Annotated in this window: 15 protein-coding genes; 7 read left to right on the top strand and 8 right to left on the bottom strand. The window is 68.9% G+C overall.

What is annotated here, in order from left to right; genetic code table 11:
- Nucleotides 1-13: 13 nt before the first annotated feature.
- Nucleotides 14-484 carry a GNAT family N-acetyltransferase gene (locus AKG07_RS16140; RefSeq protein WP_053098816.1) on the bottom strand — a complete coding sequence of 157 codons (471 nt, stop codon included), beginning with the start codon at nucleotides 482-484 and terminating at the stop codon, nucleotides 14-16.
- Between the two features lie 121 nt (nucleotides 485-605).
- Here AKG07_RS16140 and AKG07_RS16135 point away from each other — a divergent pair, with 121 nt between their 5' ends.
- Together AKG07_RS16135 and AKG07_RS16130 are read left to right on the top strand one after the other, a co-directional pair.
- Nucleotides 606-941 carry an ArsR/SmtB family transcription factor gene (locus AKG07_RS16135; protein ID WP_053099385.1) on the top strand — a complete coding sequence of 112 codons (336 nt, stop codon included), beginning with the start codon at nucleotides 606-608 and terminating at the stop codon, nucleotides 939-941.
- Nucleotides 941-1,663: a cation transporter gene (locus tag AKG07_RS16130; RefSeq protein ID WP_053099384.1), complete on the top strand. Its 723-nt coding sequence runs from the start codon at nucleotides 941-943 to the stop codon at nucleotides 1,661-1,663. The genes AKG07_RS16135 and AKG07_RS16130 overlap by 1 nt, the downstream gene beginning before the upstream one ends.
- A gap of 206 nt (nucleotides 1,664-1,869) precedes the next feature.
- Here the strand turns inward: AKG07_RS16130 and AKG07_RS16125 are convergent, their stop codons facing one another.
- Together AKG07_RS16125 and AKG07_RS16120 are read right to left on the bottom strand one after the other, a co-directional pair.
- Nucleotides 1,870-2,472, bottom strand: a complete 603-nt coding sequence (locus tag AKG07_RS16125) for a response regulator transcription factor (protein ID WP_053098815.1) — start codon at nucleotides 2,470-2,472, stop codon at nucleotides 1,870-1,872.
- Nucleotides 2,469-3,689, bottom strand: coding sequence for a sensor histidine kinase (locus tag AKG07_RS16120; RefSeq protein ID WP_053098814.1), 1,221 nt, complete (start codon nucleotides 3,687-3,689; stop codon nucleotides 2,469-2,471). The genes AKG07_RS16125 and AKG07_RS16120 overlap by 4 nt, the downstream gene beginning before the upstream one ends.
- Nucleotides 3,690-3,843: 154 nt before the next feature.
- Here AKG07_RS16120 and AKG07_RS16115 point away from each other — a divergent pair, with 154 nt between their 5' ends.
- Nucleotides 3,844-4,386, top strand: a complete 543-nt coding sequence (locus tag AKG07_RS16115; RefSeq protein ID WP_053098813.1) for a hypothetical protein — start codon at nucleotides 3,844-3,846, stop codon at nucleotides 4,384-4,386.
- A 66-nt stretch (nucleotides 4,387-4,452) separates the two neighbouring features.
- On the opposite strand, the gene AKG07_RS17760 is transcribed toward AKG07_RS16115, so the two are convergent.
- The 4 genes from AKG07_RS17760 to AKG07_RS16095 all read right to left on the bottom strand — a co-directional run bounded on the left by AKG07_RS17760 (nucleotide 4,453) and on the right by AKG07_RS16095 (nucleotide 8,743).
- Entirely contained in the window at nucleotides 4,453-6,084 is a 1,632-nt protein-coding gene (locus tag AKG07_RS17760) for a DUF5979 domain-containing protein (protein WP_233277292.1), read from the bottom strand.
- Nucleotides 6,085-6,241: 157 nt separating this feature from the next.
- Nucleotides 6,242-6,928, bottom strand: a complete 687-nt coding sequence (locus AKG07_RS16105) for a response regulator (protein ID WP_053099383.1) — start codon at nucleotides 6,926-6,928, stop codon at nucleotides 6,242-6,244.
- A complete protein-coding gene (locus AKG07_RS16100; protein WP_150115155.1) occupies nucleotides 6,925-8,040 on the bottom strand; it encodes a sensor histidine kinase in 1,116 nt (371 codons plus the stop codon). Before AKG07_RS16100 ends, AKG07_RS16105 begins: the two co-directional genes overlap by 4 nt.
- 4 nt (nucleotides 8,041-8,044) lie before the next feature.
- Complete coding sequence (locus AKG07_RS16095; RefSeq protein ID WP_150115154.1) at nucleotides 8,045-8,743, bottom strand: DUF2306 domain-containing protein; 699 nt, start codon at nucleotides 8,741-8,743, stop codon at nucleotides 8,045-8,047.
- 131 nt (nucleotides 8,744-8,874) lie between these two features.
- Here AKG07_RS16095 and AKG07_RS16090 point away from each other — a divergent pair, with 131 nt between their 5' ends.
- Both AKG07_RS16090 and AKG07_RS16085 read left to right on the top strand, forming a co-directional pair.
- The gene (locus tag AKG07_RS16090; RefSeq protein ID WP_150115153.1) at nucleotides 8,875-9,891 is read left to right on the top strand and encodes an NAD(P)-dependent alcohol dehydrogenase; all 1,017 of its coding nucleotides are present in this window, start codon (nucleotides 8,875-8,877) and stop codon (nucleotides 9,889-9,891) included.
- Nucleotides 9,892-10,015: 124 nt separating this feature from the next.
- Entirely contained in the window at nucleotides 10,016-10,918 is a 903-nt protein-coding gene (locus tag AKG07_RS16085) for a PfkB family carbohydrate kinase (RefSeq protein WP_053098811.1), read from the top strand.
- A gap of 17 nt (nucleotides 10,919-10,935) precedes the next feature.
- Here AKG07_RS16085 and AKG07_RS16080 read toward each other — a convergent pair whose 3' ends face one another.
- Nucleotides 10,936-12,519 (bottom strand): SLC13 family permease, encoded by a 1,584-nt coding sequence (locus AKG07_RS16080; RefSeq protein WP_053098810.1) that lies wholly within the window; start codon nucleotides 12,517-12,519, stop codon nucleotides 10,936-10,938.
- 308 nt (nucleotides 12,520-12,827) lie between these two features.
- Between AKG07_RS16080 and AKG07_RS16075 the strand changes: the two genes are divergently transcribed.
- Together AKG07_RS16075 and AKG07_RS16070 are read left to right on the top strand one after the other, a co-directional pair.
- On the top strand, nucleotides 12,828-13,256 hold the full coding sequence (locus tag AKG07_RS16075; RefSeq protein ID WP_053098809.1) for a MarR family winged helix-turn-helix transcriptional regulator: 429 nt from the start codon (nucleotides 12,828-12,830) through the stop codon (nucleotides 13,254-13,256).
- Between the two features lie 250 nt (nucleotides 13,257-13,506).
- Nucleotides 13,507-15,108, top strand: a complete 1,602-nt coding sequence (locus AKG07_RS16070) for an SPFH domain-containing protein (RefSeq protein WP_053098808.1) — start codon at nucleotides 13,507-13,509, stop codon at nucleotides 15,106-15,108.
- Nucleotides 15,109-15,146 lie beyond the last annotated feature (38 nt).

Raw genomic sequence — 15,146 nt, 5'->3', positions numbered from 1 at the left:
CCTTTCGGCCAGGTCAGAGAGACTTGGCGAAGCACAGGGACAGACCGCTGCCGATGTAGTGGCCGAACAGCGGGATCGGTCCGTAGCCCTCGCGTTCGTAGAAGCGCACGGCATCCGGCTGAGCGGTGCCCGTCTCGAGAACGAGGGACCGGATGCCGAGCAGGCGCGCTTCTCCCTCGAGTGCGCGGAGCAGCGCCACGGCTGCGCCCGTCCCGCGCGCGGAGGGAGCCGCGTACATCCGCTTGATCTCTGCGACGTCGGTTCCGAGCACGGCCGGATCGAGGGGTCGGAGACCGCCGCATACGATGGCGAGCCCGCTCTCCTCTCGTGCGATGAGGAAGACGGGCACGTCGTCCGCGGAGGGGATGACGCCCGGCTCATGGTCGTCGCTGCCGTACCGCGCATCGAGTTCGCTGCGCTGCGCGGCCCTGAGCCGCTCCGCATCCGGATGCGACCATGTCACCCGCTCGACCGTCACTCCCATGTCGCCCTCTCGATCCGATGTCGCCGCCCGATTCACGGTACCGAGCGAAGATGTCGGGGATGTTGCCGCGCGTCACCATAGATTCACGATTCTCTTAATTCACGCTTTTCTGTACAGTTGCATCGTGACCCTCGCCGCCTCGCCCACCCATACCGCCGCCGTCGCCCGCCTGGGTCATGCCCTGTCGGACTCGACGCGCGCAGCCATCCTGCTGGCGCTTCGAGCGGCGCCGGCGTACCCGTCCGACATCGCGGACGAGCTCGGGGTCAGCCGACAGCTCCTGTCGAACCATCTCGCGTGCCTTCGAGGATGCGGGCTCGTCGAAAGCGTCCAGGACGGACGCCGCAGCCGCTACGCGCTCGCCGACCCGCATCTCGCGACCGCGCTCGACGAGCTCATGCGCATCACGCTGATCGTCGAACCGGACTGCTGCGACGGCGAAGGATGCAGCTGCTGATGTCGACGAGCACTCTCACCGCCGAACGGCGCGCGACTCTGCACCGCCGCATCCGCCTCATCGTGGCGTTCACGATCGTCTACAACGTGATCGAGGCGGCCGTCGCGATCGCCGCAGGGTCAGTCGCATCGTCGGCCGCGCTGATCGGGTTCGGGCTCGACTCGAGCATCGAGGTGCTCTCGGCAGCGGCCGTGGCCTGGCAGTTCACGCGACGCGACCCCGAGCGCTGGGAGACGCCCACCCTCCGTGTCATCGCCGTCGCGTTCTTCGCTCTCGCGGCCTATGTCGTCACGTCGTCGGTGCTGTCGCTGCTCGGCGGTGATCGGCCGGAGCACAGCACGGTCGGTCTCGTGCTGACCGCGGTCAGTGTGATCGTGATGCCGCTCGTGTCGTTCGCCGAGCGACGCGCCGGCCTCGAGGTCGGGTCGACCACGGCCGTCGCCGACTCGAAGCAGACGCTGATCTGCAGCTACCTCTCGGCCGCCGTGCTCATCGGACTCGGCGTCAACAGCCTGTTCGGGTGGTGGTGGGCGGATGCCGTCGCCGGCCTCGTCATCGCGGTCTTCGCGGTACGCGAGGGTCTCGAAGCCTGGAAGGGCGACGCCTGTGCCACTTCGATCGGCATGATCCTCGAGGACGAGCACGAGCACCACGACCACGACCACGACCACGAGCACGTGCACGACGACCACCGTCACGACGACGCGCGTCACATGCACTGAAGACCACGGAGTTCCAGAAAGAATTCCCGCCCGCGTCACTTTCCGTCGAGTTCGGGGTCTTGCATACGAGACCTGAAGTCGGCCTGGGGGGATACGAGCCGGTTTCGGGTCTGAGCCGCACTCTCCCCTTTGAGCGGCTCGCGGGTGGGGCAACTCCCACGGCCCCACCCGCCCTTCCGGGCTTCACGGGTCAGGCGTCCGCGCAGTCAGATCCAGCCGCGCTCCTCGGCCATCAGCACCGCCTGCTGGCGGGTGCCGACCGACAGCTTCGCGAGCACCGCCGAGATGTGGTTGCGCACCGTGCCGGGCGCGAGCGAGAGGGTCCTGGCGATCTGGGTCGTCGTCTCACCGCGGCGCCCGGCGCGGAGCACGTCCAGCTCCCGATCCGTGAGGGGCGACCGTTCGTCGCTCAGCGCGTCGGCCGCGATCTCAGGGTCGACGTAGCGGGCACCCGCGGCGACCCTGCGGATGACATCGGCGACCTGATCCGCTCCTCGTGACTTCGGCAGGAAGCCCGCGACACCCGATGCGAGAGCCCGCCGAAGCACCCCGGGACGCGCATGACGGGTGACCACCACGCAGCGCGTGACGATGGCTCGGTTCAGTCGCTCCGCGACCTCCACACCGTCGAGACCGGGCATCTCGAGATCGAGCAGGCAGACGTCGGGCGTCAGAGCGAGCGCGGCAGCGAGCGCCTGCTCACCGTCTGCGCACTCGGCGACCACCTCGATGTCTCCTTCCAGACGCAACAGGGCGGCGAGCGCCGAACGGATCATCCCCTCGTCGTCAGCGAGGAGCACACGGATCATCGGCTCTGCCCATCTGCGGTCGACACATCGGATCGCGGAACCGTCACCGAGACGATGAACTCGTCGGCATCCTCCCGGATCTCCAGGGTTCCTCCCGCCTCGGAGATCCGGCGTCGCACTCCGTCGAGGCCCGACCCGACGGGGTGTGTCGCCACGCCGGTCACCACATCGTTCGCGACCTCGTAGCGCCACCCGTCGTCGACCCTGCGAAGGTCGAGCCGAGCCCGTCGCCCGGCCCCGTGCCTCAGGACGTTCGTGGTCGTCTCCCTGATGACGGGACCGAGAGCCGATGACGGCGCCTCATCGGCGTCGGGTGCGATGTCGGCCTCGACGGAGAGTCCGGCCGCGGCGAGAAGGTCTCGGGCATTCGCCACCTCGTCACCCAGCGGCACCGAGCGGAAGCGCGTCGCCAGATCTCGGGTCCCCTGCCTGGCTTCGTCGACGCTGACCCTCGCGGCCCGGAGCTGCTCGAGAGCGGCGTCGGGATCGATCCTCATCAGGCGCTCGGCCAGTTCGAGCTGCAACGCGATCACCTGCAGATGGTGCCCCTGGAGGTCGTGCACGTCGGTCGCCACGCGCAGACGCTCCTGCGTCGCGGCGAGGCGGGCCTCCGACGCCCTCGCACGATCGACGGTGACCAGCACATCCCACCACCACAGCGAGCTCACCGACATCGCCGGGATGAGGATCGCGTACAGCGCAGGGATCCAGCCGGGGAGCGCGATCTCGGTCGCGCCCCGAGCGGCGTCGGCGACGGCGACGAGCATGAGCACCACGGTGGTCAGGACGACCATCCGCAGGCGCACCCCCTTGGGCCAGTTGAGCAGCAGCACCGACTGAGCGATGGGCATGAGCGCGAGCAGCCAGCTGTCGAGCACGAGGCCGCCCGCGATCCCGTAGCCGACCGCGATGAGCAGCGGAAGGGCGATGCGCGTCCACGCGATGCCCGGCTCGGCATCCAGCCGATGCCGATAGTCCGCGAGCAGCACGATGGTGGAGCCCCACCAGAGCAGGCCGCCCACGCCGACGACGAGCGCCGCCGTCGCATCGCCGGGCACGGCGAGCGCCTGCAGCGTCCAGACCAGCACCAGGAAGAGCTCGAGGAAGGCCACGGCCGACACCGTGTACCACCAGGTCGCGGTGATGCCTCGGGCGAGCTGGCGGGCTCCCGGGGGTGGGTCGTCGGCAGGATCGACGACCGGAGAAGTGCTGCGCATGCCCCCACGATACGGGCGTGACACATGTCATGGATGCCGCGGGCGAACCACCCGGAAAGCAGTGACGGTTCGGCACTGCCGCAGCGCGACGCCAGACGGTGGACTGGATGCATCGCGACGGAGACACCGTCGCTCAGACCGGCAGGAGCCACCCATGAATCTCATCGAGACCTTCCAGGGCTTCGTCGCCCAGGTGCCTGAACTCATTCAGCCGCTCATCGTCGCCCTCGCGGGCGCCATCCCCTTCATCGAGGGCGAGGGAGCCGTGTCGATCGGCATCATCGGCGGCATCAATCCGGTGATCGCGGCCGTCGCGGCGATCGTCGGCAACTTCCTCTGCGTGGCCGTGCTCGTCATCGCGAGCTCCGGTGCACGCACCGCGATCGTGAACCGGTCCCGCAGCCGGCAGGCCGTTGCGGCCGGTGGCGGAGCCGTCGAGGCGGCACCCGCAGACACGATCGACTCCGACCGCGGTGGCGCCCGCCGCGAGAAGTTCCAGCGGGCGTTCGAGCGCTACGGCGTGCCGGGGGTCAGCCTGCTCGGTCCGCTGCTGCTGCCGACGCAGTTCACCGCCACGATGCTCGCCGCGGCGGGTGTCGGCAAGGTCCGCATCCTCATCTGGCAGGCTGTCGCGATCATCGGCTGGACGACGATCGTCGCGGTGATCGTCGGCAGCGCCGTCTACGCGATCCGCTGAGACAACGACGTCGAACGCACGGAAGCCCACTCGCCGAACGCGAGTGGGCTTCCGTGCGTGTCGGGGTCAGCGACGTCCGGCGCTCGAACGGCGCCTGGCGGCGATTCCGGTGGCCAGTCCGCCACCGACGATCAGTGCGACCGCCAACGACAGGAATGCCGCGCCCGATTCGCCTCCCGTCAGAGCGAGCTCGCCGGGAGCCGCGACCGGGGTCTGCGTCGGCGCCGGAGTCGGTGCCGGAGTTGCGACCGGCGTCGGGGTCGGGGTCGGAACCGGCGTGGCCGGGGTCGGCGTCGGCGTCGGCGTCACGACGGGCACCGGGTTGGCGATGTTGGTGAGGGTGAGCTCGATACCGGCCGTGGTTTCCGGCGTGACCTCGAAGGTGCCGTCTCCGACGTCGACGACGCCGTCGCCGGTGATCGTCCACTCACCCCAGGTCACCCCCTGGATCTCAGGCAGATCGATCTCCTCGATCACGAAGGTCGAACCGAGCGGAGCACGTCCGCTGAGCACCGACTCCCCCACCGGAACCGTCATCGTGGTGGCTGCCGCATCCGAACCCTCGACCGAATAGCGCACGGTGTAGGTCGCATCCCGAGCGGCATCCGCCTGCGCGCCGGTGAGCTCCTTCGTGATGCCGAACGTCGTGTACGAGACACCACTGCCGTCGCCACCACCCGTTTCGACGACCGTGTGGGTCGCCGAGGTCGCGAACGTGTTGACGATCGCGTGGTTGCCGAAGACATCTCCCTCGGACACCGGCGCGTCGGCCTGCGTGTAATACAGCAGCTCATACGCGAATCCGCCCGTCGGCAGACCGGATGCAGCGAACTCGAACGACTGTCCGTCGCCGGCGATGTCGATCGTGTACGCAGAGGGGTCGACCTCGCTCCAGTCGCCGACCTGTGCACCGTTCTCGACGGCCCGCCGGCTCAGCCGGACGTCGCCGGTGTAGTGATGGTCGGTGCGGCCGGCGTCGAGCGTGTCGGCGATCGTGAAGGCACCGTCGTCGACATAGCCGCTCGGAATACCGATGACCCACTTCAGGAGTCCAGGGGTCGCGGTCTCGCCGCCGTACTTGTAGGGCTCGTCCTCTTCCGCCGAATCTCCCGGTACTACTCCGCCGTCACCGGGCAGGTCGACGATCTCGATCGTGTCACCCAGGTCGAACTCGACGGTCTCGCTGGTCGTCGACTGCGAAGCCCGCGCCTCCATCCAGAACGAGCCGCCGACCTCCTCGAGGCCGCCGACCGCTGCGGTCAGAGTGCACACCATGTCCGGCCCCTGCCCGGCAGCGACGACGCAGTTCGCCATGACCAGACCCGTCGCCGGGTCTGTGATCGTGAACTCACCGGCCGACTGACGACTGAACTCCGCGGGCAGGGTCATCCCGAAGGTCTCCCCTGCCTGCGCCCCGGTCGGGACGGCCCACTCGCCCGTGATCCGCACGGTCTGCCACTGCACCAACGGACCACCGCCGTTCTCGTTCTCGAGCGAGACGCTGCCGATCGCCCCCGGATAGGTCACGGACGGAGCCGCCATCGCGGGTGCGGTGGAGCCGAGCAGCCCCGCGATCGCCAAGACCATCCCCACGATGATCGCCACGATGCCGCGCTGTCGCGGCCTCGCTCCCCCGGCTCTCCTGGCCTCATTCATCCTCTTCGTCCGTGCACGCACGACACCACGCTCCCCAGTCATCGTTCTCCCCATCCGATTCGCGTCGCTCCCAATGCGACACATCTAAGAGATCAGGAAAAGGCGGGGGGATTACGCGGCAACCGGTATACAACTCCGATATACCGGGATGCGGTGGTGGCTGCGGCGTATCGCGGACTGCCTCGACGCGTCCCGGCCGTCATCGATTCCGGTGTTCCTCGCCCGTGGCTCGCGGGCTCATGCGCCCCGTCTGATGCGCCCAGATCGCGATCTCGACGCGATTGCGGACCCCGAGCTTGGTCATGAGGCTCGCCACGTGCGTCTTCACCGTGCTGAGGGTGATGAACAGCTCGCGCGCGATCTCGCCGTTGCTCAGACCCGCAGACACCTTCGCGAGCACCTGCTCCTCGCGCTCGGTCAGCGACTCGACCGGCGGCGGCGATGGTGCGGCGGCGGCCGATCCGGCGAAGGCCTCGAGCAGGCGCACCGTCACGTTGGGGGCGATCAGGGCATCACCGCTCGCTGCGGCGCGGATCGCCTGGGCGAGCAGCTCCGACCCGGCGTCCTTGAGCAGGAACCCTCTGGCGCCGGCCCGCAATCCCGCGAAGACGTACTCGTCGAGGTCGAAGGTCGTGATGAGGACGACCGCCATGGGATCGGGCACCCCTGGGCCGGCGAGCATCCGGGTCGCCTCGATGCCATCGAGGCCGGGCATCCGGATGTCGAACAGGCACACGTCCGGTCGCAGACTGCGGGCGAGGGCGACCGCTTCGGTGCCGTCGGCCGCCTGACCGACGACTTCGATGTCGGTTTGGGCGCCGAGGATCATGCTCAGTCCGGTGCGCACGAGTTCCTGATCGTCGGCGACGAGCACTCGGATCATCATGGCGCCCACCCGGCGCGGGGCAGCACCGCGTTGACGATCCATCCGCCGCCTGACGCCGGACCCGCCTCGCAGGCACCGCCGAGGAGGGCAGCACGCTCCCTCATGCCGATGATGCCGAAGCCGGGAGTCGGCGACGCGGCCACGTCTCCGTCGTTCGTCACTCTCAGGCGCACACCACCCGCGTCTGCCTCCACGCGGACGTCGACGCGGGTGACCTGTCGCGCGTGACGGAGGGCGTTGGTCACCGATTCCTGCGCGAGACGGAAGACGGCGGCAGCCACGGGTGGCGGGATGCTGTCGTCGTTGCGCGCGACCTCGACGACGACGACCGTTCCGCCCGGCCGCGTTCCGGCGAGCTGCGCGATGTCGTCCAGTTGCGCGCTCGGCGCGAGCTCGGCCGTCTCGCCCTGCCGCAGGACTCGCACCATCGACCTCAGCTCGCTCAGCGTCCTGGCCGCCTCCGCCTCGATCACGCCGAGCGCATCCTGCGCTGCGCGCGAGTCCCGCCCGGCCACCGCGATGCCCGCCTGGGCGCGGATCGCGATCGCCGAGACATGGTGGGCGACCGTGTCGTGCAGGTCGCGAGCCAGGTGCTCGCGCTCCAGCATCCGGATCCGGTCGAGGCTTCGTCGTCTCGATCCCGCCCGGTAGCGAAAGGCGATGCCGAACAGGGCGACCGTCAGCAGCAGCGCGAACCCCCCGACGAGTTCATCGAAGCCTTCCCCGCGGACGAATGTCAGCGCGAGGCTCGCCAGGAGGATGGCCGACCCGATCACGAGGTCGCGACCTGCCCCCCACCGGTACACGGCGTACACGTTCACCATCACGAAGAGACTCGAGTACAGCGCCGAGTCGGGCAGGAGCAGATCGACCGGCACCATCACGATGATGAGCATGAGAAGCGGCTTCGTGCGGCGCCACAGCACGGTCGGCAGCACGACGAGGAGGGCGATCACCGCGAACAGCGGCTGCGTCAGGTCGGTGCGGACGATGCCCTCGACCACGGCCAGGACGGCGACGAGGGCCAGGAGCACCCAATCCCGCCAGACTCGGGACGGCGGAGGGGGCACAGCGCTCGGCGCACTCCACACGGAACGCACGAGCCCGGTCACGCTGTCATGATACAAGCGCACCACGGCGCGACACCCCGCGCGTCCGCCGGCGAGAGCGGCGCCGGATGAGCAGCTCCGCCACGGCACTGTTGATCATGAACGCGGCGGCGACGAGCCATGCCTCACCGAAGGCGTCGACCTCACCGAGGGGGATCGTCCACAGCGCGAAGACGAGCGCCTGGGTTCCGCCCGACACGGCGGTGGCGTAGGCGCGGGTCATCCAGGCCCCGTGCGCCACGAAGTCGCGTCGTGTGATCGCGATCACGCCCCGCACGAGGAACAGGGTCATCGCCACGGCGAAGACGAGACGAACCATCGCGAGCGCGAGTTCATCCGGTGGACCACCGAAGAAGACCGCGAGCCAGGCCGCTGAGAGGGCCGCGACGAATCCTGCGGGAATCAGCACGCGGCCGGCCACGCGGTGCCAGGCATGCCGCGTTCGCAGCGCGGGTGAGAACTGGAATGCCCCGAGAACGCAGTAGACGGTCATCGCCACGATGTGCGCGACGATCGCGACCGTCGACGCCAGGAGGAGAGTCCTCACGGGTTCCCCGCTCACCTCCTGCAGACGAAGCACTCCACCGATCACGGGAAGCACGCTGAGCAACAGAAGGCCGGTGATCGCCGGCCACCCGCTCTTCGATCGCCGACGCCGCTCCTTCTGCTCGGGAGTCGATCGGGCGGCCTTCATCTGCTGCGACATGTCTCGATGCTCGTCTCATCGACAGTCGGGGGCATCGGCCGTCAGCACGGACTCGGAACCGTACTTTCGGCCGAGCGGATCCGGGCTTCCTGGCCGATGACGAGCATCCCCGGGACGACAAGCATCGAGACATGACCACTGACACGACCATGACCGCGGCCGTCTACCACCGCTTCGGCGCCCCTGAGGAGGTCCGCCTCGAACAGCGGGCGGTCCCCACGCCCCGGCCCGGCGATGTGCTCATCCGGGTGCACGCGAGCACCGTGAGCGTCGGCGATCATCGCGCCCGCGCTCGGGACATCCCGGCCGGCCTCGGGGTGCTCGCCGCAGTCGGACTCGGCGTGTTCCGTCCCAGTCGGCCGATCCTGGGCATGGATGCCGCGGGCGTCGTCGCGGCTGTCGGCTCGGGCGTCACCGCCTTCGCACCCGGCGACAGGGTGATCGCCTCGACCGGCGGAGCGTTCGGCGGTCATGCCGAGTACGTGCGCCTGTCTGCCGACGGCCCGATCACCAGAGCTCCCGACACGATGAGCTTCGAAGAGGCGGTGACGCTGGTGTTCGGCGGCATCACCGCGCAGTGCTTCTTCGCCCAGGTCGCGATCGGCCCCGGCACCTCCGTGCTCGTCAACGGAGCATCCGGCGCGGTCGGCACTGCCGCGATACAACTCGCGAAGCAGCTCGGAGCAGACGTCACCGCCGTCACGAGCGGCGGCAACGTCCCACTGGTCGCGTCCCTCGGCGCCGATCCGGTCATCGACTACACCCGCGAGGAGTTCACGGCGGGGGGCGACACGTACGACGTGATCGTCGACTGCGTCGGCAATGCCCCTTTCAGCCGGGTGGAGACACTCATCAACCCCGGCGGTGCACTGCTGCTCGTCATCAGCGATCTGCGGTCGATGCTGACGAGCCGCAGGCACACTCGCCGGTCGGGAAAGCTCGTCACCTGGAACGTCGGCACGCCGGGCGCGGAGGACCTCGCCCACCTCGTGAGCCTCGCGGATTCCGGTCGCTTCCGGGCCGTCATCGACAGGACCTTCGAGCTGGCCGACATCGTCGAGGCGCACCGCTATGTCGACACCGGCCGCAAGCGGGGAAACGTGGTGCTGCGCATCCCCCAGCCCGGAGCGAACCACGCGCATGGGTGATGACCGGCAGCATCTCGCTCGACATCGCGGCTAACAGCGGCGCCCCGCTCGCGCAATGCCCTCTCGGTGGGCGTCGTCGACGCTTAGCCTCGTGCTGTCACGATGGTCGAAGGGCGGCGCACCCATGTCGGAGAGAAGAGACCGCTTCGCGGTGTTCGGCCAGATCGCCCAGGATCTGGTCCTCAGGGGAGAGGCGCTCCCCGAGCCGGATGAGTCCGTCAGCGTGTCGGAGCTGCGACGGCTCCTCGGCGGCAAAGGCGCGAACCAGGCCGTAGGCCTTCGTCAGCTCGGGGGTTCGGTCGCGATCGTCGGCGTGGTCGGAGAGGACGACATCGGAGAGCGGCTCGTCACCGCCCTGCTGCACGACGCGATCGATGTCTGCGGGGTGGTGCGGCGCGGGGGCTCGGCCGTGCTGGTGGACGTCGTCGATCCGGCATCGCGGCGCATGCTGCTCGAGCACGTCCCGCCGACGTCGCTGTTGACCGTCGCGGATGTCGAGGCATCGGCGAGCGCGGTCAGCCGTGCAGGCACGATCTGTCTGCAGTCTCAGCAACCGGGCGATGCACTGTCGGCCGCTCTGATGATCGCGCGACGAGCGGACGCGACGGTGGCGCTCGACGGAGCGCCCGAGCCGGAGGTTCGCGACGAACTGCTCGCCGGAGCGGACGTCGTGCGTGCCGACGCCACGGAAGCCGAAGGACTGACGGGGATCGCCGTGTCGAACCTGGACTCGGCTCACGAGGCGTGCCGGTGGCTGCTCGCTCGCGGACCCCGCATAGCGGCCGTGGAGGTGGCAGGCGAAGGCGACCTCGTCGTCTGGGAGGACGGCAGCGCCTACCGCGCACATGACGACGACGAAACCGTGGTGGACCGCACGGGAGGCGGCGACGCATTCTTCGTGGGACTCGTGCGGGGTATCGCGAACGGGTGGTCGATGGATCGCGTCGCGGATTTCGCTGCACGGGCTGCCGCGTCGACCGTGGCACGGCTGGGCGGTCGGCCGGAACTCGCGCACCTCGTGCGGTGATGCCGCGTGATCGGGAGTCAGAACGGCCAGATGAGCGGGACGTAGAGCACCGCGACGGCGACGTAGATCGCGACGAGTGGGAGACCGAGACGCCAGTAGTCACCGAATCGGTAGCCGGCGGGCTGCATGACCATGAGATTCACGGGTGTCGCGATCGGCGTCAGGAACGCAGCCGCTCCGACGACCGTGAGCGCCATCATGAACGGCTGCACGCTGACGCCCATGCTCGATGCGACCGACACCGCGATCGGCGCGATGACGAGCACGGTCGCCACGTTCGAGATGAACTGCCCGAGGATCACCGACGCGACGCAGATGGTGAGCAGAGCGAGATGGGGCGAGGTGTTGCCGACCAGCTGGAGAACCGCGTCGCCGACGAGATCGGCGGCGCCGGTGGAGACGAACGCCGATGACAGCGGGATCATCCCGGCGATGAGCGTGACAGTGGGCCACGAGATCGCCGAGAACGTCTGCGTCACGGTGAGCACCCGCGTGACGATGAGGGCACCGGCCGCGAGAAGGCCAGCGATGACGGGCGGGACGACACCCGTGGCGAGGAGCACGACCATCGCTCCGAGGATCACCAGCGCGCGCCGCGCACCCCGGCCGAGCGGCACTGTCCGCTGCATCTGCTGGGGCGAGCTGACCGGAATCACATCGGGTGAGGTCGTATAGCGGTGCAGTGCCTCCCACGGCCCCTGGACGAGCACGGAGTCACCCGCCTGCAGCGTGACCGCGCCGGTCGCCCTTCCGCCCACGTCGCCCGGACGGCTGCCGTGCCGGAGCGCGAGGATCACCAGGTCCTCCTGTCGCGTCGTCATCCCGGGCGAGACGACCCGGCCGATCAGGCTCGACCTCGGCCCGATGAGCACCTCCGCGACGCCCTCGCCGACCGTGAAGAGGCTGCCCGTATCGAGCGCGACGTCATACGTCTCGCGCCAGGCGCGGGCATCGTGACTCGGGTCGGCGGGCTCCTCGAGACGGTCCGGAACGCGCTCGGGCAGGAGCCTGTCTCCGAGCGCGAGCACGAGCACGACCGTCAGGACGACCATCGGGATGCCGACGATCGCGAACTCGAAATACCCGAACGCACGCCCACCGGCCTCTGCGGCCGCCTCGGACACGAGGATGTTGACCGGCGTTCCGGTGAGCGTGAGGAGCGACCCCGCGCCGGCGGCGAATGCGAGCGGGAGGAGCATGCGCGACGGTGCGATGCCTGCCCGTACCGCGACGAGCACCACGATCGGAAGGAGGGCGGCCACGGCACCGTTGATGCTGATCACCGCCGACAGCACGGCGGCCAGCAGACACACGATGAGCAGCAGGCGCGAACGGCTCTTGCCGGCGCGGCGCATGAGCTGCCGTCCCACCCACGACGTGACGCCCGTGGCATCCAGCGCCTCACTGACGATGAACAGAGCGACGATGAACAGGACGATGGGATCGCCGAACCCGGTGAAGGCGTCGCCGAGCGAGAGCACTCCCGTCGCCCACAGAGCGATGGGCACCGCCATCGCGACGATGACCATCGGGATGCGGTTCGACACGAACGCGATCACGGCCGCACCGAGTATGAGGAAGGTGATGATCTCGGGGTTCATCGTGTGTCTCCGGTGTCGGGGTGCGCATGAGAGCGAATGGGAAGGCTGTCGGCGGCGAGCGCGTCGTCCCCTGTTCAGGAGACATCACCATCTTCGCCTGCCCTCAGCCGGATCGCTGCGCAGGCCCTTCGAGATTTCCGTGACCAAACCGTTGCATTCGTTATCTCGTCGTTATAGAGTGATCGCACGGTGAATGTTTGCTGTGGCATACACCGCATGTGATTGCAGGACACTCTTGGTGCAAGGGACAAGGGCCGGTCGGGAGCCTCTCCGACCGGCCCTTTACTGTTGCCAGTACGCTGTTCTCCATGACCGATCGCAAGCTCGCCCTCGAGGCCTGGGAGAGCCTGTTCCGTGCACAGCACGAGCTGTTCACGGAGATGAACACCGACTTCGATGACACCGATCTCGGGCAGGCGGAGTATGACGTGCTGCTCACGGTGACCCGCTCCCCCGGCATGTCGGCCCGCCTGCGCGACGTCACGGCGAACATGCTGATCAGCCAGCCGAGCGTCTCGCGCCTCGTCGACCGCATGGTCGCCCGCGGACTCGTCTCGAAGTGCCCCGACCCCGACGACGGGCGCGGTGCGCTGATCAGGGCCACGGATGCCGGTGTGCGCCAGTTCCGCAGCGTCGCCACGGTGCATGGCCGGTCGATCGCCGAGCGGATGTCGCGCCTCGACGACGCCGAGCTGAAGACGCTCCGCGATCTGGCGGAGAAGCTACGCGGTCGCTGACCCCGACGCACGCTCGCAATCCGCGGTCGCTGACCGAACGAGCTCGGCGCATACGGAGGGTTTCCGCCGTACGGAGGATGTCGCGGCGCTGAGCCTCCTCCGTATCGCAGATCTCCTCCGCATCGCCGAGATCCGGCGGCATCCCGCCCCGACACCCTCCCCTCTTTTCTGGCAGGGTGGAGCGTGAACGCCCGCGCGGCCGCGCCGGCATCCACGACCGCCCCCTCGGGGGGAACCAGGGAGGTCATCCATGGAGATCGCCGGAATCGTCGGCATCCTGATCATCGTCGGGATCGGCATAGCCATCGCTATCGTCGTCCTGCTCATCCTGCTGCTGTTCGCACGCAGCTGGATCAAGGTGGCTCGCGCCGATGAGGCGCTCGTCATCTCGGGGCGCAAGCAGAAGGTGCAGCGGGCCGTCATCTCGGCCGACGGCACGACCAGAGACGAGATGTCGGAGTCGCCCGTCACGGTCATCGTGAACGGCAAGTCCCTCGTCAACCCGATCACCCAGCGCCACGAGATCATCTCGCTGCGCTCGCGTCAGGTGTCGCTCAACGCCGAGGCCCAGTCGCTCGACAGCGTCACCCTCAACGTCGACGGCGTCGCCATCGTGAAGATCGGCTCCGACCCCATCCTCGTGCGCCGCGCCGCCGAGCGTTTCGCCTCGCAGGACAAGGCGATCGAGCAGTTCACCACTGAGCAGCTCGAAGGTGCGCTCCGTGGAATCGTCGCGACGCTGTCTGTCGTCGAGCTCATGCGCGAGCGCAAGAAGTTCTCCGACCAGATCGCCGCCGACGTCTCGCAGGAGCTCGCCGAGCAGGGTCTGATCCTCGACTCGTTCCAGATCAAGGGCATCACCGACAAGGTCGGCTACATCCAGTCGCTCGGTGCTCCCGAGATCCAGGCGAAGCGTCAGTCTGCCGAGATCTCGCAGACCAACGCCGACCGCGCGATCAACCAGAAGAACATCGCCAACCAGGAAGCCAACCTGGTCGAGCAGACGGCTCTCGACACGAACACCGCCAACGCCAACGCCGGCATCGGTCGGGCTCGCGCCGAGGCCGAGCAGGCCGAGAACCTCGCCCGCGAGCAGGCTCAGCAGGCCGTGCTGCAGCAGCAGGCGGAGAACCGCCAGGCCCAGCTCGACGCCGACGTCAAGCGCGTCGCCGACGCACAGCGCTATGAGGCAGAGACCCGGGCACAGGCCGAGCTCTACACGCGTGAGCGTGCGGCGGAGGCCGGAGCGATCGAGCAGGTGAAGCAGGCCGAGGCCCGCACCCGCATCGCCGAGCAGCAGGCGCAGGCCGACAAGGCCAAGGCCGACGGTGAGGCCGCAGCCGCGATCGCCCGAGCCACCGGTGAGGCCGACGCACTGCGTGCGCAGGCCGAGGCCGAGTCCGAGGCCCGCCGACTGCGTGCGAACGCCGAAGCAGACGCCATCCGCGCCGAGGGTGAGGCGCGAGCCGCCGCCGTCGAGGCAGAGGCGAAGGCCATCGCCTCGAACCAGGACGCGTTCCTGTCGCAGCGGGTGCTCGACACCCTGCCGTCGATCATGGCCGAGTTCTCGAAGGGCTACGCCGCGATCGGCAGCGTCTCGATCATCGGCGGCTCCGGCGAGGACGGCGCGTCGAGCGTCGTCGGCGCCGACAGCGCGAAGGCACTCAAGTCGGTGTTCGACAGCGTCAGCGCGGCGACCGGCCTCGACCTCGCGTCGATCATCCAGGGCCAGGCCGTGGGTCGCGGGATCGGCGAAGGCGTGGCTGCGGCATCCGCACCGTCGACGCCGACCCGCCAGTCTGCGCCGACCACCCCGCCGCCGCCGGCACCTCCGGCTCCCGCAGCGGAGTAGTCAGCACACAGCGCACAACGGATGCCGCGGCCGATTCG

This window comes from Microbacterium sp. CGR1 (assembly GCF_001266755.1).
Taxonomy (GTDB): domain Bacteria; phylum Actinomycetota; class Actinomycetes; order Actinomycetales; family Microbacteriaceae; genus Microbacterium.
This window is presented reverse-complemented; position numbering and strand designations above follow the sequence as displayed.